15 protein-coding genes are annotated in these 17,364 nt (G+C 60.9%); 8 read left to right on the forward strand and 7 right to left on the reverse strand.

Translation table 11 applies throughout. The features are described 5' to 3' along the window. Positions 1-3 precede the first annotated feature (3 nt). The 3 genes from M5D76_RS00265 to M5D76_RS00270 all read right to left on the reverse strand — a co-directional run bounded on the left by M5D76_RS00265 (position 4) and on the right by M5D76_RS00270 (position 4,097). The gene (locus M5D76_RS00265) at positions 4-3,357 is read right to left on the reverse strand and encodes an McrB family protein (protein ID WP_248921408.1); all 3,354 of its coding nucleotides are present in this window, start codon (positions 3,355-3,357) and stop codon (positions 4-6) included. Positions 3,358-3,381: 24 nt separating this feature from the next. After that, a complete protein-coding gene (locus M5D76_RS09315) occupies positions 3,382-3,726 on the reverse strand; it encodes a DUF6361 family protein (protein WP_428847215.1) in 345 nt (114 codons plus the stop codon). 152 nt (positions 3,727-3,878) lie between these two features. Then, entirely contained in the window at positions 3,879-4,097 is a 219-nt protein-coding gene (locus M5D76_RS00270) for a hypothetical protein (protein WP_248921409.1), read from the reverse strand. A 190-nt stretch (positions 4,098-4,287) separates the two neighbouring features. Between M5D76_RS00270 and M5D76_RS00275 the strand changes: the two genes are divergently transcribed. Next, positions 4,288-5,229, forward strand: coding sequence for an HNH endonuclease (locus M5D76_RS00275; RefSeq protein ID WP_248921410.1), 942 nt, complete (start codon positions 4,288-4,290; stop codon positions 5,227-5,229). 340 nt (positions 5,230-5,569) lie between these two features. Here the strand turns inward: M5D76_RS00275 and M5D76_RS00280 are convergent, their stop codons facing one another. Then, positions 5,570-5,905, reverse strand: coding sequence for a nucleotide pyrophosphohydrolase (locus tag M5D76_RS00280; protein WP_248921411.1), 336 nt, complete (start codon positions 5,903-5,905; stop codon positions 5,570-5,572). 19 nt (positions 5,906-5,924) lie between these two features. After that, positions 5,925-7,922 carry a DNA/RNA helicase domain-containing protein gene (locus M5D76_RS00285; RefSeq protein WP_248921412.1) on the reverse strand — a complete coding sequence of 666 codons (1,998 nt, stop codon included), beginning with the start codon at positions 7,920-7,922 and terminating at the stop codon, positions 5,925-5,927. A 152-nt stretch (positions 7,923-8,074) separates the two neighbouring features. On the opposite strand from M5D76_RS00285, the gene M5D76_RS00290 reads away from it, so the two are divergent. From M5D76_RS00290 to M5D76_RS00300, 3 genes are all read left to right on the forward strand, one after another. Continuing rightward, positions 8,075-8,575 carry a CDP-alcohol phosphatidyltransferase family protein gene (locus M5D76_RS00290; RefSeq protein ID WP_248921413.1) on the forward strand — a complete coding sequence of 167 codons (501 nt, stop codon included), beginning with the start codon at positions 8,075-8,077 and terminating at the stop codon, positions 8,573-8,575. A gap of 134 nt (positions 8,576-8,709) precedes the next feature. Further along, entirely contained in the window at positions 8,710-9,531 is an 822-nt protein-coding gene (locus M5D76_RS00295) for a 4Fe-4S binding protein (RefSeq protein WP_248921414.1), read from the forward strand. A gap of 40 nt (positions 9,532-9,571) precedes the next feature. After that, positions 9,572-10,264, forward strand: coding sequence for an N-acetylmannosamine-6-phosphate 2-epimerase (locus M5D76_RS00300; protein ID WP_248921415.1), 693 nt, complete (start codon positions 9,572-9,574; stop codon positions 10,262-10,264). On the opposite strand, the gene M5D76_RS00305 is transcribed toward M5D76_RS00300, so the two are convergent. Beyond that, positions 10,252-10,959, reverse strand: coding sequence for a hypothetical protein (locus tag M5D76_RS00305; protein WP_248921416.1), 708 nt, complete (start codon positions 10,957-10,959; stop codon positions 10,252-10,254). The genes M5D76_RS00300 and M5D76_RS00305 overlap by 13 nt on opposite strands. Positions 10,960-11,090: 131 nt before the next feature. Next, the gene (gene crcB, locus M5D76_RS00310) at positions 11,091-11,447 is read right to left on the reverse strand and encodes a fluoride efflux transporter CrcB (protein WP_248921417.1); all 357 of its coding nucleotides are present in this window, start codon (positions 11,445-11,447) and stop codon (positions 11,091-11,093) included. Positions 11,448-11,968: 521 nt separating this feature from the next. Here crcB and M5D76_RS00315 point away from each other — a divergent pair. The 4 genes from M5D76_RS00315 to nrdD all read left to right on the forward strand — a co-directional run bounded on the left by M5D76_RS00315 (position 11,969) and on the right by nrdD (position 17,171). After that, positions 11,969-12,769, forward strand: coding sequence for a transporter substrate-binding domain-containing protein (locus tag M5D76_RS00315; protein ID WP_248921418.1), 801 nt, complete (start codon positions 11,969-11,971; stop codon positions 12,767-12,769). 149 nt (positions 12,770-12,918) lie between these two features. After that, complete coding sequence (locus M5D76_RS00320; RefSeq protein WP_248921419.1) at positions 12,919-13,572, forward strand: amino acid ABC transporter permease; 654 nt, start codon at positions 12,919-12,921, stop codon at positions 13,570-13,572. Continuing rightward, positions 13,565-14,299 (forward strand): amino acid ABC transporter ATP-binding protein, encoded by a 735-nt coding sequence (locus M5D76_RS00325; protein WP_248921420.1) that lies wholly within the window; start codon positions 13,565-13,567, stop codon positions 14,297-14,299. The genes M5D76_RS00320 and M5D76_RS00325 overlap by 8 nt, the downstream gene beginning before the upstream one ends. A gap of 649 nt (positions 14,300-14,948) precedes the next feature. Further along, positions 14,949-17,171, forward strand: coding sequence for an anaerobic ribonucleoside-triphosphate reductase (gene nrdD, locus M5D76_RS00330; protein WP_248921421.1), 2,223 nt, complete (start codon positions 14,949-14,951; stop codon positions 17,169-17,171). Positions 17,172-17,364 lie beyond the last annotated feature (193 nt).

Consider the following 17,364-nt stretch of genomic DNA (forward strand, 5'->3'; position numbering starts at 1 on the left):
GGCCTAGCCCTCTTGACCTGTCTGGTAGATGAGTGTGTATGCACCCGGGTCTCGTGGTGCCCTCTTCACTCGATACGCCCTGAGCCGATCATACTCAGCCACGTCATCTCCCCAGAACACGTTTGTGCCATCGCTCTCCTTGATAAACTCGTCCGCCGCAGCACCAAGCACGGAACGAATCTTTCCGTAGTCGTCAAAGAAGTACTCCTGAAGAAGGGGTATCAGCCTAGTCTCGAAGACCCTAGCCAGACGCTCGATTGACGGATCGCCCTTCAGGTCCATCAGATAAGCGTGGCCCAACGTGTGCTCGCGGTCGTACAGCAGCTCGATACGCTCGTTCATCACGGCAAGCAAACGCGCGACATTCACCCCCTCGATGTCGATTTCCTCGAGAAGACGGGGCTCGGGCATCACCTCAACGAATTCGAAGCGTCTCCGCAGCGCAGTGTCCATCAGTGCAATCGAGCGGTCTGCCGTGTTCATCGTTCCCAGCACGTACACATTGCTTGGCACGCTGAACGGATCGCCGGAATACGGGAGCTCAACACTCGTCTCCTCCGCTGCGCCCTTGCGCTTGCTCGGCTCTAGCAACGTGATGAGCTCTCCAAATACCTTGGATACGTTGCCCCTGTTTATCTCGTCGATAATGAAGACATAGGGCTTCGCGGGCTTTGACGTAGTTGCGCTGGTTTCGCCCATGCCCATGGCCCCTAAGAGTCTCGAGGCGCTCACGCGTGAAAGCTCATAGACTGTCTGTAGCGTAAGCACCTTGCCGCCATTGATCGGCAGGAAATCGCTCTTGGGAATAGAGCCGATCCACTGAGCCTTCCTCTTGCGCTTGGCGGCCGTCGCCCCCTCGTCCCATGCAAAGTCACTTGTCACAACCGCGACATCATACTGGGCGCTCGAGGCGCCAGGGATCACGACGAAATCACCTTGCCGCATCTCCTCTTGAAAGGCGTTGATTGCACGCTTGTTCATTTCACTGAGGCTCGTTGACCCATCTACGTCGTCAGGGCTCACCTCATCCCAGCCCATGCGAAGGCTGCCCTCAGCGCGACATTTCTCAAGCAGATCAGCCACGCTGCCTGTCTTTAATCCCATCTTCCAAACGCGCGGACGGGGATTGTCAGAAAACCTGGGTATGCCGCTCTCGACGGACGCGACAGCAACCACGTCCTCGGCCGTTTCGCAGAACTCGCGAAATGCGCCCTTCTTCAGCTGATAGGTAACGTCACCCGTCTCCTCGTCGCATTCCGGGCGAAATCCCTCTATGAAGTCCTCGTAGCCATACGACTGGTGGAAGGTGACGAAACCAATACGTCCTTCGCCAACGAGTTCGTTATAGCGACCGAGCACCTCTTCGTAGCCATCACGATCCGCCATCGAATCAAGCACATTCTCGACCTGAAGCCCATCGCAGATTGCCACGGCGTACGCACGCGTCTGATATGTCTTGCCCGTGCCAGGAGGGCCATACAGAATCATGTTTTTCGAGTACGCTTCCTCCATGCGCTCCTCCTCGCCCTCCCCATCCGACAAGCCATCTCCAGCAAGAAGTCCCCTCCAATTGGAATGCCACGCCTTCATGTAACGCGATGCATAGTGGGCAATGTCCTGAAGCATTAGGTGGTGATCAGGATCGACAGCACGCTGCTCCTTAGTAAGCGCGTCGTCATTCAACTCGACAAGCTCGGAGTCTTCCAGCAACTTTGGCAGCACGGCATCCGCGAGCCTTTCGTAGGCAAGCATCTTCGGAACAGAGCCACTTGGTAGCCTCACGTCAATGCATTCAGCAAAGTCCATGCCCACGCTGGGCTTGAAGAAGTGATACCGATCAGGCCTCTCAAATGCGAGATAGAGACTCACAGCAGAAGGCGTTTGGTGACTATCCCCAAAAGGCCTCTCCGAAACCTCGTCATATTCGCGACGCACTGCCTCAACACCATCCACGAAGCCCGTATAAGCATCACGCAGCGAACGATCGGGTTCATACAACACTCTGAACGCATCACGTATGCCCTCAGGATCAAATTCTGTGAGCTTATAAAGGCGATCAAATGGATGGGAATGTCGATTGTCGAGAAGAGAGCCCTGGCCAGTCGCAGACAGCTTCAGCGCCGCACGAAGGCACTCGACAAACCTTTCGCCTTTGGCGTCAATATCCCAGTTGTCGCGATACGCTCGGGCGTAATCCCACTTGTAGGATTCACGGTCTTCTCCTCCGTTGCTCGCCACACGGAATCTTGGAAAGTCCTTCTTGTAGAGAGAGACAAGCCTGTCGAGGCGCTTTCCATTGAAAGAAAACCGTTTTCCCGCCGCTGGATCCTCAAGGAGCAGGTCGCCCTCCCCAAGCCCGGAGATGGCCGTCGCAAGCTCCGGGCGGAGCCGCCATTCAAACGCTCCATGCCCTGATTTCCTTGCATGGTTGCACACGCAGACCACAGGCCACCACTTACCATCAGCACCCCCTACGTCGCAGGGGCTCACGCCGAATCTCTCGCAGGCTCTCCTGCCGAAAGCCGAGACATTACTGCTGTAGAAGCTTGAGCCGCGTCCATAGTCGTCATCAAGTTCGGCACACGTCGCCCCCTTGGGATGTTTAGCAAGGCAGTGCAGCGCGGTGAGCATGGTGGTCGACGTCATACTCGAATCACGCAACAACTCGCCCCATTTGTCCGCAGGAATGCTGGGGTCATACTCACTGGGCGCCGGCACCCATCCGCCTATCTCCCACGCGCGATATGACAGAGTCGGATAGGCATCAGTTGACTTCTTCCGGACCTCATCAAGCAACGCAAGGTACTCCTCGCCAGAAAGCGAATCGGGAACACCGATGTCATAGCGGTTCAGCAAATAGGTTCGGGTATTGCTGTCGACGGGGAGAAAGACCTTGGGCCTTGCCCAATACAAGGCCATAGTCAGGCTGGCATCGCCCACGTTGCCTTGCGCACGGACCACGTCGAAGAGTCGCGTGAACTCAGCGCGAGCTTCATGGTTTCCGTCGGCATAGCTCAACGCGCAACGAAAAACCTGCCAGTTATGCCGTATCGTGTCGTCCCCGCCATCCCAGTAGCGCCAGCGAAGGGGGTTTCTAACAGGTATGCCATGAAACTCGACAGGGGCAGTCGCGTTGACGCGCAGCCGATCGAGAATCACCCTTACGACTTCTTTTCGCGTCTCGAAGCTTCTTCTCTTACCGTTAAACACCGCGAAGAACGTGAGCGGATCCATAATGTCGTACGGCTCGCCGAGAACTTCGTTCACGATATCGCAGAGCTCATCTTGGTGATCCTCATAATCAAGAAGCGCCGTCGCAATTCCCTCATATGCCGAAATCCAGCTAAATGTAGGCATTCCCATATTCCTCACCGTCCGCCCTCACCAGCAAACCCTTGTATATCGAGAACCACCACATTGAATGAATTGGGTTATCTTGCCAGTGTCGAATGACTGCCCCCCGAGACACACGTGCACACTCGCCGCTGTCGAAAGGCGTGACTTCAGCATGTCGTGAATCGAAGTGCTTTGGCGGAATGCCACCGCAAGCACATTGGCGGGAAGCGCCGACGCACCCGGAAACAAAACATCGGCAACGGCATCGCGCACGATTCCAATGCCCAGCTCATCGACGGACCCAGGCGCAGAAAGCGCCCTCAAAGCCGTGAGGGTTCGACTCCGTTCCTCAGGTGAGAAGTCTATCCATCCAACCTGCACGCCGAGCATCACCGCCTTCGCCAGGACCAGTGACTCCAATCATAGGCCGCCGAAGGACGCCATTCCTCTGCTCTCAGCTAAGTGGTCGGTGCAATCAAACGTCACACCATCTCGAAGTAATCGCCAATGAGCCTCCTTATCTCAACACTCCGGCATACACGCTACGAACAGGCGTAGCCCGTGACCTCAGCAGCTCGCCCCCGTATCGCCCTGAGCAACAGCGAAAGAACGCTGTAACTCACGGTTAGCCCTTCTTCTCTCCCTTCAAATGCGTAGCGCCAGTGCATGTAAGAGAGATCTAAATTATCCAAGGCTTCCTCTATTGGAACGGCCCATTTCTCTCTTACTCCCTCGTCATCACTTGTGAGGAAGTCGTACATCTGCTTTATGCTTTTTTGATCGACCTGATTCTTGAGACCGTCTAACCGGCTACCTCCCAAAACACCCCTAGCCGCAAAGATCCAAATGACCAACTGATTCAGCCAACTCCGCTAGCCCAGAATACGCATGCTGCTCTGCACGAAGAAAACTAAAATTGATGCCGTCACCTCAAGGTCAAGGGGTCTTGGTATGAACGCATACGTCGGACTAACAGACTGGGACTGGTTTAACCACCTGCGTCGCCACAACATGTCGGAAGTAAACTTCTGGAAGCCCAGTGGGCAGCCCTTCAAGGCACTGTCAGAGGGCGACATGTTCCTATTTAAGCTCAAGGCAGCACATGGGGGCCGCATTGCCGGAGGCGGCTTTTTCGTGAGCTCTACCATAACCTCCATCGACTGGGCATGGCGAGCTTTCGGCACCGAGAACGGAACCACGGGGTTAGCCGAACTAAGCAACAAAATCTGGCACTACAAGAACAGCGGCGACAAACGCGATCCCAACGCGATGCTCACTTGCATCATATTGACCGACGCGTTCTATCTCGACGAGCGAGACTGGTTCGACATATCAGACAGATGGAGCCCCTCCATCGTGTCGGGAAAGACTTTCCGCGGCCAAGACGCAAACGCACTCGTCGGCGAAGTTGAACTCAGGCTAAGGGGAAGGCAACCATCCACCGAGGGCGGCATCAGAGGTCAAATAACAGAGGCGCCCTCAGGCGTCACCCTCACAACGGTCAAGCGCCGCATTGGCCAAGGTGCATTCAGGACGCTCGTCGCGGACGCTTACCAACGTAGATGCGCAATAACGGGCGAGCGCACGGTACCCGTCCTTCAAGCCGCACACATCAAGTCCTTTTCCTCGGACGGACCAAATACCGTCAACAACGGCATCCTTCTAAGGTCAGACATGCACGCGCTCTTCGATGCCGGTTATCTCACCATCGAATACGACTCCAACTCAGATTCGCGAGTGGTGATATCGAACCGACTTCATGATGACTTCGGGAACGGCAAAGACTACTACCCGTATCACGGAAGGCGTCTGACTGTCACTCCCAATAGAAAAGAGCTTCAGCCATCCAAAGAGTACCTAGACTGGCACCACGAACACGTCTTTCTAGGCTGATTCGAAAACTTTACTGTGCCAATCTAACTCCCACATATACCGTGTCGCTTGAATGATTGCTCTAGGGTCTCCGCCACCATTTGTCTCACCGGCATTGTTCCTGCCTGGTTTTCGTTTCGTAAGTCGGGCAGAACTCTTGCGCTCCATGCAATTGATGCGATTTACACTGATTCTGAACAGTCACCCCATGCGAATGTTCTAAACCGATGCCAACATCGCCCTCTCTCCACACGCCTCCCACGAGCATTCAAATCATGAAAAACGTCTTTAGAGCCGGTGGAGGCTCTCAACTATGGCACTTAAACCCGGCGCTGAAATGAAGTCGTAAGCCTCAATTCATCTAAAGCTCCGTGTACTTAGCTGATGATGAGCGAGACTTTTCCGCAGGGTACTTCGTTGCATTGACCTTGATCTTGTCGGCCATAATCTGAGCGGGGTCGAGACCTAGTCGGTCTGCGAGAAGCGAGCAGTAAATCAGCACGTCGGCAAGCTCCTCCTTAATACGATCGCACTTTCCACCGCACTCGAGATCGTTACCTGACCATTGGAACACTTCCAGAAGCTCTGCCGCCTCCAAAGAGATGGAAATGGCAAGGTCCTTTGGATTGTGAAACTGTGCCCAGTCTCGTTCGTCTCTAAAGGCTACCGCGAGACGTTGCGCCTCCTCGAACGTCATCAGATCCCCTCTCGTCGCGCTAACTGGCAAGCGCCATCTGACGCAAGTGGTCACGAAGCTGAGTGTCCACGGCAAAAAGATAGAGTCCATGCACACCACGTTTTAGCAACACGTTGAGTTCGTGCTTGAGGTTCTCCTGTGGGTCATCACTGCCCGCAACAGCCTGTCGGTTACAGCTAGAGCCCACGTCGAAAACAACGCGACCATCGCGGTACTTGACCGAAGGGCCAATGATCACACCCGCAACGTTCAGATCAAAGCCCTGGATAGTGTAGATGGAGCCGCACTCACCCAGTGTGTGGGACTGCTCAGCCCATGCGCGGTTGCGAACGCTCTCACCTTCCTCTAGCTCAGCCTGATAGTTCCAAGGCATGTGGAAGAACTGCCCCTTCGCCTCAAGCGACCGTCTAGCGGGAAAGGCGTCGTCATCCGGAACAGGCACCCACTCAGCCCCATCCTTATAAAGCTTGACCTCCCAAACATCGTCTCCGTTCTTGGGAGTCGATTTACTTGAGTAGCGCCAATCATATGTCGCAAGAACACGCGAGAGACCATGAGCATCGTCGTCTACCATGCGACCGTTCTTATCGAAGGTAATGGCCCGCTCCTCGATAGCCATCTTGAGGTCAAAGGGCGAGTCGAAGACACGAATCTCGTATGGAATATGGCCCTCGCTCTTCTCGTCCTTGGGAATAGGCCCGATACGCTTGCCAGAAGCGAACTCCTCAATCCACTCCACGACCGCGTCGCTGGCGTCAATACGGAACTGGTGGGTGAGGTGAATATTTGTGACAGCACAGGGCTCTCCGCCAAGTTCGATATCACGCGATGCGCCAACAGTCTGGCCCTTTGAGAGACGATCCTCCGGGAACAGCTCCTGCAAGACGGCGGGATCGGCCTCCTGCGAACTACGCAGAACCTGGTTGGGGTCGTAGACGGCAACGACCACCCGGGCGCGCTTGAGGACGTCCACGAGCATGTTGCGCGAACCGCGATAGCCCTGGTTGCCCTGGTTAAGCAGAAGGTGTGCCTCGTCGATGAGCGCGACGTCTATGGGATTGGCCGGGAAGTCCTGGTGGTCCAGGCCCGAACCATGCCCGCCCTCACTGTGCTGATTGATAAACTGCGTGGGCTTCTTGACGATGACGCCAGGCTTCTTCTGGAGACCGAGTCGCATCATGATGGCATCGTATACCGTGGCCTGCTCGTCATGGTTGATGATGAGGTTGGCTTCATGGCACTGGTCCGTCGCGCCATCGCTCATGCCGAACTCATTGGCAATCTGGTAGAAAAGGTGGCTGATGAGGACGGTCTTGCCCGTGCCGGCAGCGCCCTCCACGAGAATGAGGGTGCGGGTGCCTTCCTCTACGTCGAGAGCAACATGGATCTTAGCGATGATGGCCTCCTCGGCAACACGCTGCTCGTCACCTAGCCGATGAAAGGGAGATGCCTTGAAGATGGCAGAGTCCCTGATGGCCGACTCTGCAGGAAAGACCTCTGGTTCGTGGCGACTGAGTTTGCGCCATGCCTGCGACACCAGACGCGGAAGCTCGTTGTGAGTGTAGTAGTCGTTCTGAGGATTGCCGCGCGAATTGACAAGACGCACGTTCTTGTTGCCCGATGCAAGAACGTAGCTCATGAAGGTGTTCTCAAGGTCAAGCGTGAGCGACTTGTTGAAGTGGCTATGCGCCACGACGTACATGAACGCAGGCGAGTCGCTGTTGATCTCATGCCAGAGTTGCTTGCCCTCACTCGAGTGATAGACGCTCTCGTCGCCGTAGTGCTCGCCCGTTCTGCGGACAATGGAATTGGTCTCACCAACATAAACGATGTAATCTTCGACATCATTCGACTTGGATCGAATGATGTACACCGTAGGGTAGTCGGTGAGGTGATGTCTGTCGGCAGGCGTGAGCGCATGATTCGAGATATCATGCGTTGTCGACGCAATGCAATCTGCGACCATGGCCTGGTCGTCATGGTAGGGCACATCTATAACAACAGGCGCTTCTGACACGATGCTCTCCTGAGACTGAGTGACTATTAATAATGCTAACAAAGAGCGACCTACGGATGCTAAGACGAGCGAAACCCTCGTGACAGAGGACCCCCAACACCACCACTCTAGGTCGTCTGAAGATCCAATGCGATGACAGGAAGCAGAAGCCCTTGGCAAACGCACTAACCATATGCAGGATCGTGCTCAGCGTCGCTCTGTTACTGCCCGACGCCTTCTCGCTCCCATTCTTCCTGATCTACGCACTCGCAAGCCTGACCGACATGCTCGATGGGCTCGTGGCGAGAACGACCGGCACGGAAAGCGGACTCGGAGCCAGGCTCGACAGCATCGCCGACTTCGTGCTGACGATTACCTGCATGGTGAAAATCCTTCCTGCCATCGACGTGCCCGCGTGGCTATGGGTATGGGTAGCGTTGATCGTCCTCGTAAAGGTCGTCAACGTGATAAGCGGCCTCGTGATCGAGAGACGCCTCGTCCTACCGCACACCATTGCGAACAAGGCCGCAGGACTCGTGGTGTTCCTCGTCCCCTTCGCCATCCCCATGCTCGGAGTCGCCGTGCCTGCCGTCGTCGCGTGTGCGGTCGCGACATTCGCCGCCATGCAGGAGGGACACCTCATACGGACACGGACGATTGGCCCCACGGCCTAGGGATTCGCTGGGCCCAAAGAAGAGGGCAGGCTCTTCTCGGCCGGACATGTTGGGTGGCATCGTTAACGTGTCGGCAGCATGGGGCGCGTAGAATCGGAACGCGACTGTTGGAGAGGCGTGAATTGGAGCGAGGCGTGAGGAAGAAGCTTTTGCCGCTGGGCATGTTCTGCGCGTTCGAGGTCGTGGCCGTGTGCCTGTGGCTCGCGAAGGGGAACGTGTTCTACCTTGCGAACTTCAGCTACATTGGCGCGTCCGTGGCGCTGGGCGTGGGGCTGTTCATGCACGGGAGCCCGCACGCTCGGCGGGTCACGCAGCTTCTGGTGGGCCTCTACATGCTGGTGTACCTGGGACTGGTCTGCCGGGAGAACATGCAGATCGAGGGGTTCTGGTACTACCTCTTTAGCGGGACGTTCGAGGCGGCGACCATCCACTACGCCGTGGCGAAGATCTTCGGCCCGCTGCTGTTCGGCCGAGGGTGGTGCGGCTACGCATGCTGGACGGCCATGGTGCTCGACCTGCTGCCGCATAAGGTTCCCGCCAGGCCGCGCGTGAGGGGCATCGGCTGGATCCGCTATGCGGTGTTCGTCGCGTCGCTCGCGTTTGTGGGCGGGCTCATGCTAGCCGGCGTGGGCGGCATGGAGCAGATCATGTTCTGGGCGTTCGTGGTGGGCAACGTGGCGTATTACGCCATGGGCATCGTGCTGGCGCTGGTGCTGCGCGACAACCGGGCGTTCTGCAAGTACGTGTGCCCGGTCACGGTGTTTTTGAAGCCTGCGAGCTACTTCTCGCGCGTACGCATCACGTGCGACCATGACAAGTGCGTGGGGTGCGGGGCATGCCGTCGCGCGTGCCCGATGGACGTGGACATGCTGGACGACTCGCGCAGGCGCGAGAACGGGACCGAGTGCATCCTGTGCATGGAGTGCGTGAGGGCGTGCCCGAAGGACGCGCTGTAGGGCGCGGGGCGTTGGCGCCGGTGCTGGAGAGGAGGCCGTGATGGCCGGTGATGTGGTCGAGGCGCTGCGCGGCGGCCTTGTGGTGAGCGTGCAGGCCTACGAGGGCGAGCCGATGCGGCACAGCGAGACCATGGCGCGCGTGGCCGAGGCGTGCGCGCTGGGCGGCGCGGCGGGCATCCGCTGCCAGGGGCCGGACGACATCCGCGAGATCCGCCGGCGCGTGGACGTGCCGGTGATAGGGCTCTGGAAGATCGGGCACGAGGGCGTCTACATCACGCCGACGCTCGAGAGCGCCGTGGCGTGCGCAGACGCGGGCGCAGACATCGTGGCGCTCGACGCGACCGGGCGGGCGCGGCCCGACGGGCGCAGCTTCGAGGAGACGGTACGCGAGCTGAGGGAAGCGCGCGACGTGGCCGTGATGGCGGACTGCATGACGATTGAGGACATGAGGCGCGCCGCGGAGTGCGGATGCGAGCTCGTCTCGACCACGCTGAGCTTCAACAAGGCGGCCATCGACACGACCATGGACGAAGAACCGGACCTGGCGCTCGTGCGGGAGGCGGTGCGCGAGCTTACCTGCGTTCCCGTGGTGTGCGAGGGACACGTGCACACGCCCGCCGACGCGGTCGCGGCGATCGAGGCCGGGGCGTGGGCCGTGGTGGTGGGTACGGCGATTACGCACCCGACGAGCATCACGCGGTGGTTCTGCGAGGCGGTGCGCTACGCGGGATAGACGAGCTCGAGGCCGGTGCGGGGCCCGAGGATGATGTCGTAGAGCTTGGACGCGATGTCCGACGGGAAGGCGCCCCAGTTATCGACCGCGATGGTGACGCGCTGGCCGTTAAGGCGGCGGTACATCTCGTCGTTGGGCAAGCCGATCGAGGTCACCTGGCCCGTGTGGCCGTCCTGGCCGCCGAAGTAGGCCGTGACCGTCATGGGGCTGTCGAGCATGAGCAGGGTGAGGGCAGAGTTGTCGCTCGCGAACTCGGGGACGCTGTAGTCGACCTGGGCGGCGCGCTCGGCAACCGTGGGGCAGGCGATGGTGCCCGTGGCGACCATCTTGCCACGTGCGATGGCCTGGGCAATGGCGGCGTCCTCGTCGGGCTGGGGCTGGGTAGGAGCCGCGTCCTGGCCGGCGCCCGTGGTGGTTGACTGGGACTGGCCGGTGGACTGGGTCGAAGACTGGCCGGACACCTGGCCGGAGCCATCCTTCTTCTGGTCGGACTGCGCCTGGGAGTCGTCCTTCTTCTGGGTGGTCTGCTGCGACTGCTGGGTCGACTGCTGCTGGGACTGCTGGGCGGGCGCCTGTCCCGCGGCGTGGGTGAAGCCTCCGGTGAGGGCCGCGAACACGCCGAGTGTTCCGAGAGCCGCAACCGCAACCCCCGCGACGCAACCGATTATGACCTGCTGCCTTGTGGGCTTCTGCATGAGTGCCTCCTCCTACGAGTGGTTAGGCTCTGCGCGCACAGGGCAGACCGCGCTCAGGCGTGAGGGTCTCGTTTGGGGAAATCGTACAGCGCCCGCCGGACACGGGGTCCGACAATATCGCATGGTCCCGATCAGAGGACGTAGCCGAGGGCGGACGCGCCGATGCAGAGCGCACCGGTGAGGACGACGTAGCCCACGGCCGCGAGCGCGGAGGTCGATGAGGCGAGCTGGACCGCCTCGAGGCTGAACGTGGACATGGTAGTGAAGCCGCCGCAGAGCCCGACGCGCAGGAGCAGCGAGAGCCGCTCGTCGAGCGGGGCGCCGCGAAGGACGAGTCCGGAGACGAGGGCGAGCACGAAAGAGCCGAGGACGTTGATGGCGAGCGTGTGCCAGGGGAAGGCGTCGTGAGGCACGACGGAGCCGGCAAGGTAGCGCAGGACGGAACCTATGAAGCCGCCGCAGCCGACGGCGAGGCAGTTGAAAAGCATGGGACTCCCTTGGTCATGGAGCGCAGGCAATGGGCCAGCGCGACTGGCGCCGATGGCGCGAGCGGTGCGAATGGTGTCGACACAGCACACTAGCCCAACGCGGGCCGCTTGGGCGCGAGATGCACGTGGGGGCCGAGCCGGCCGGGGCGCCTGTGCGCGAGGCACACGTTCAAGCGCGGTCGGCCGTGGCGTCAGGCGAGTTCGCGCCGCAGGCGCGCTGTTCGAGCCTGGCGTCACGGCCGGCCGCGTCCGCAGGCGCGTTGCTCGAGCCTGGCGTCACGGCCGGCCGCGTCCGCAGGCGACCCTCGCCCGGATGTGGGTGGCGAGTGCGAGATGCTTCGACACCAGATACACAGATTGTGGTGCATGGGGCGCGTTGGCGCTGGTCAACGGCGTGGAGCGAGGGGCAGGCTCCTCTCGGCGTGCGTAAAACTACTGTTAAGGCGCACTGCCGCCTAGTAAAGTAGAGGCTTGTTGCAGGTACCATGCCCTAGAGTTTCCATGCGACAAAGGAGGAGAACATGAAGCTACGTCAGATCTGTGGCGCCGTGGCGGGCGTCGCGCTCGCCGTGTGCCTGGCAGGATGTGCCGGCGGCGGGGCCCAGGGCGCGGACACGGGCGCCAATGGCAGCAAGACCTACAAGATCGCGACCGACACCGCCTTCGCGCCGTTCGAGTACGCCGAGTCCGACGGCACGTACGTGGGCATCGACATGGAGCTTCTCGACGCCATCGCCAAGAAGGAGGGGTTCGAGTACAAGATCGACCCCGTGGGCTTTGACGCCGCCCTGCAGAACGTGCAGTCCAACCAGGCCGACGGCGTGATCGCCGGCATGAGCATCACGGACACGCGCAAGCAGGTGTTCGACTTCTCGGAGCCGTACTACAACTCGACCGTGTGCTGCGCGACCAAGGCCGACGGCGGCGTGGCCAGCCTCGAGGAGCTGCGCGGCAAGAACGTGGCCGTGAAGAACGGCACGATGAGCGCGAACTGGGCCGAGTCGATCAAGGGCCAGTACGGCTTCACCACGACGACGTTCGACACGTCTGACGTCATGTACCAGGACGTGCTGGCGGGCAACTCCGTCGCCTGCTTCGAGGACACGCCGGTCATGAGCTACGCCATCGACAAGGTGGGCATGGGCCTCAAGATCGTGGCCGAGTGCGACGCCTCGAGCGAGTTCGCGACGCCGTACGGCTTTGCCGTGAACAGGGGCGCCAACGCCGAGCTGCTGCAGAAGTTCAACGAGGGCCTGGCCGCCATCAAGGCGGACGGCACCTACGACAAGATCGTCAGCAAGTACGTCCAGACCGTGAAGTAGGTTTGCCGGCCTCCGGGGCCTCCCGGAGGCCGCACGGAGGCGCCCTGGGGACAGGACGTCTGCGTGCGGCCATGGCGCAGGCTTTTCTCGCCCGCGCGGCCTGGTCCGACCGTATGGTGGTCGGTCGGACCTCGTTAGAAAGGAACAACATGGACTTTTTCTCCCTCCTGAAGGAATCGCTGCCGCTGCTTGGGCAGGGCCTCGTGCTCACGCTGCAGCTGTCGGCGCTGTCGCTGGCCATCGCGATGGTGCTGGGCATCGGCGCGTCGCTTCTGGGCATGTCGAAGCATGCGCCGCTGCGCGCGATCAACGCGGTGTACGTGTCGATCATCCGCGGCACGCCGCTTCTGGTGCAGGGCTTCTTCATCTACTTCGGCCTGACCGGCGTGCTGGGCGTGCGCATCAGCGCGTTCGCGGCGGGCACGATCGCGCTGTCGCTGAACGCGGGCGGCTACCTCTCGGAGATCTTCCGCGGCGGCATCCAGGCGGTCGACCCCGGGCAGCGCGAGGCCGCGCGCTCGCTGGGCCTCTCGGCGCGCCAGACCACGTGGCGCATCATCATCCCGCAGGCGATCCGCATCTGCATCCCCTCGGTCGTGAACCAGTGGTGCATCACGATCAAGGACACGTCGATCATCAGCGTCATCGGCCTGGCGGAGCTGACCAAGATGGGCCAGCAGATCATCGCGCGCACGTACCAGTCGTTCCAGGTCTGGATCATCGTCGGCGTGATGTACTTCGCCGTCATCTGGCTGCTCACGCTTGCTGCACGCTACGTCGAGAGGAAGGTGTCCCTTGGCTAAGGTAGAGATCCGCGACCTCCACAAGAGCTTCGGCGAGAACGAGGTCCTGCGCGGCATTGACTGCGACATCGAGACCGGCGAAGTCGTGTGCCTGATCGGGCCTTCGGGCTCGGGCAAGTCCACGTTCCTGCGCTGCATCAACTCGCTGGAGGAGCCGACGGCCGGCACCGTGCGCGTGGACGGCCACGTGATGCACGAGGACGCGCCCGACATCGACGAGCTGCGCGAGCAGGTGGGCATGGTGTTCCAGCACTTCAACCTGTTCCCGCACCTGAGCGTGCTCGAGAACATCACGATCGCGCCGACGCTGCGCAAGAAGGCGAGCGAGGCCGAGGCCAAGGAGCTCGCGATGCAGCTCCTGGAGCGCGTGGGCCTGGCCGACAAGGCCGACGCCATGCCGCGCAGCCTCTCCGGCGGCCAGAAGCAGCGCGTGGCCATTGCCCGCGCGCTTGCGATGCGCCCGAGCCTGATGCTGTTCGACGAGCCGACGAGCGCGCTCGACCCCGAGATGGTCGGCGAGGTCCTGGACGTCATGCGGAGCCTCGCCGAGGAGGGCATGACGATGGTCGTCGTCACGCACGAGATGGGCTTTGCGCGCCAGGTGGCCGACCGCGTGATCTTCGTGGACGGCGGCGTGATCGCCGAGGAGGGCACGCCGGACGAGGTGTTCGACCACCCGAAGAGCGAGCGTTGCAAGAGCTTCCTGAACAAGGTGCTCGAGGCGTAGGGCGCACTTGACGCGCCGGCGGACGGCGCCACTACATATATGGTCGGGCCTGCGGGCCCGCAGAGGGGGTCGCAGGCGCGGCCCCCTCTCTTGTGGGGCGAGGGCGCGAGCGAGAGGCAGGCTCTTCTCGGCCGCGCGGGGCGCGTAAGGGGGCGAGCGGCAGTGTTGCGGCGGTAGGCGGTTTGTGGTGGTCTACCTGCGGCGATGCTGGATGTTGCGAAGCGTTGCGGGGACTGCCTACCGCTCGCCGCCCAAGTGCGCGCGCTGGGCATTCACGCCCGCTTCATGACTCGCGGCAAAGTTGAGCGAATATTCGCCGCCAAATATTAATTAGTCACAAAAGTGAGCGTGTCGGTGCGAATTCCCTACCTGCGCGAAGGGCGGAAGGTGGCAAAAGCGCGGCGCGCGAGGTGCGGGCTTCTTTGGATAGCCCGAGGTCGCGTTGACAAGATATAGTGGTAACGCCGCAAGCAACACACTAGGAATTGTGGCATAGTACTTCCAGCACACTAAACGCAGCTGACAGGTCCCACGCTGGCGTGCCGTGTGGCGCGTCTTTTTTTTGCGATGGGGAAGGGGCCTGCAGTCGCACGCAGATGGGAACTGCACCACAGGGGTCGCACGACCACGGAGGGAGAACGAGAAGATCATGAAGATCATCAAGCGAAATGGCTCGGAGGTCACCTTTGACCTCGACAAGATCGTCAACGCGATCAAGGCGGCCAACGCGGAGGTCCCCACCGAGGAGCAGCTGACCGAGCGCGAGGTCATGTTCGCCTCGCTCAACGTCGAGGACGCCTGCAAGGTCGCCGGCCACACCGTGACCGTCGAGGAGGTCCAGGACCTCGTCGAGGACCAGCTCATGGCGCTCGACCGCTTCACCGTGGCCCGCAAGTACATCATCTACCGCTACCTGCAGAACCAGCGTCGTCAGAAGAACACCACCGACGACAAGATCCTCTCGCTCATCGAGAGCAACAACGAGGAGGTCAAGCAGGAGAACTCCAACAAGAACCCGACCGTCGTCTCGGTGCAGCGCGACTACATGGCCGGCGAGGTCTCCAAGGACCTGGCCATGCGCGAGCTCCTTCCCGAGGAGGTCGTCGACGCCCACAACGAGGGCATCATCCACTTCCACGACGCCGACTACTACGCGCAGCACATGCACAACTGCGACCTCGTGAACCTCGAGGACATGCTGCAGAACGGCACCGTCATCTCCGGCACCATGATCGAGAAGCCGCACTCCTTCTCGACCGCGTGCAACATCGCCACGCAGATCATCGCCCAGGTGGCCTCCTGCCAGTACGGCGGCCAGTCCATCTCGCTCGCGCACCTCGCGCCCTTCGTCGACGTGAGCCGCAAGAAGATCCGCCGCGCCGTCTACGCCGAGATGGAGGCCATCGACGCGCACCCCGGCGAGGAGAAGATCAACGCCATCGTCGAGAAGCGCCTGCGCAACGAGGTCGCGCGCGGCGTCCAGACCATCCAGTACCAGGTCGTCACCCTCATGACCACCAACGGCCAGGCGCCCTTCATCACCGTCTTCATGTACCTCAACGAGGCGAAGGACGAGCAGGAGAAGGCCGACCTCGCCCTCGTGATCGAGGAGATGCTCAAGCAGCGCTACCAGGGCGTCAAGAACGAGGCCGGCGTCTGGATCACGCCCGCCTTCCCGAAGCTGATCTACGTGCTCGAGGACGACAACGTCACCGAGGACTCGAAGTACTTCTACCTCACCAAGCTCGCCGCCAAGTGCACCGCCAAGCGCATGGTGCCCGACTACATCTCCGAGAAGAAGATGCGCGAGTACAAGCTGTCCAAGGGCGAGACCGAGGGCAACGGTGACGTGTACACCTGCATGGGCTGCCGCTCCTTCCTCACCCCCGACCGCTCCGGCAACGGCTACGACAACGTGGCCAACGCCGGCAACTGGGAGCCGGGCAAGCCGAAGTACTACGGTCGCTTCAACCAGGGCGTCGTGACCATCAACCTGCCTGACGTGGCGCTCTCCGCCCAGGGCGACATGGACGAGTTCTGGAAGATCTTCGACGAGCGCCTCGAGCTCTGCCACCGCGCCCTGCGCTGCCGCCACGACCGCCTCGTGGGCACCACCTCCGACGCGGCGCCGATCCTGTGGCAGTACGGCGCCCTGGCCCGCCTCAAGAAGGGCGAGAAGATCGACAAGCTGCTCTACGGCGGCTACTCCACGATCAGCCTCGGCTACGCCGGCCTCTACGAGTGCGTCAAGGCCATGACCGGCCACAGCCACACCGACCCCGAGGCCACCGACTTCGCGCTCTCCGTCATGCAGCACATGAACGACAAGTGCGCCGAGTGGAAGGCCGCCGAGAACATCGACTACTCGCTCTACGGCACGCCGCTCGAGTCGACGACCTACAAGTTCGCCAAGTGCCTGCAGCGCCGCTTCGGCATCATCAAGGGCATCACGGACAAGGGCTACATCACCAACAGCTACCACGTCCACGTGACCGAGGAGATCGACGCCTTCACCAAGCTCGCCTTCGAGAGCCGCTTCCAGCGCCTCTCCCCCGGCGGCGCCATCTCCTACGTCGAGGTGCCCAACATGCAGGACAACCTCGAGGCCGTCATCAAGGTCATGCAGTTCATCTACGACAACATCATGTACGCCGAGCTCAACACCAAGAGCGACTACTGCCAGGTGTGCGGCTACGACGGCGAGATCCAGGTCGTGGAGGACGACGGCAAGCTCGTGTGGGAGTGCCCGAGCTGCCACAACCGCGACCAGTCCAAGATGAACGTGGCTCGTCGCACCTGCGGCTACATCGGCACCCAATACTGGAACCAGGGCCGCACGCAGGAGATCAAGGACCGCGTGCTTCACCTGTAGGACGCGTCTCTGAATGGTTGGGGGCCACATCCACCCTGTGCTCGAACAGCTTGCCTCGCAAGAACTCGCACAGGCCGGATGTGGCCCCCTTTCCTATACCGAGGCGGCACGAGGACGCGGCCGCAGTGACAGTTGACGACGCAGTTCCCCGCCTTTTCCTCGCCGCCCTTTGGCGTGAGGCGCGCTTCGCGCT

The organism is Olsenella intestinalis, from assembly GCF_023276655.1.
Taxonomy (GTDB): domain Bacteria; phylum Actinomycetota; class Coriobacteriia; order Coriobacteriales; family Atopobiaceae; genus Olsenella_J; species Olsenella_J intestinalis.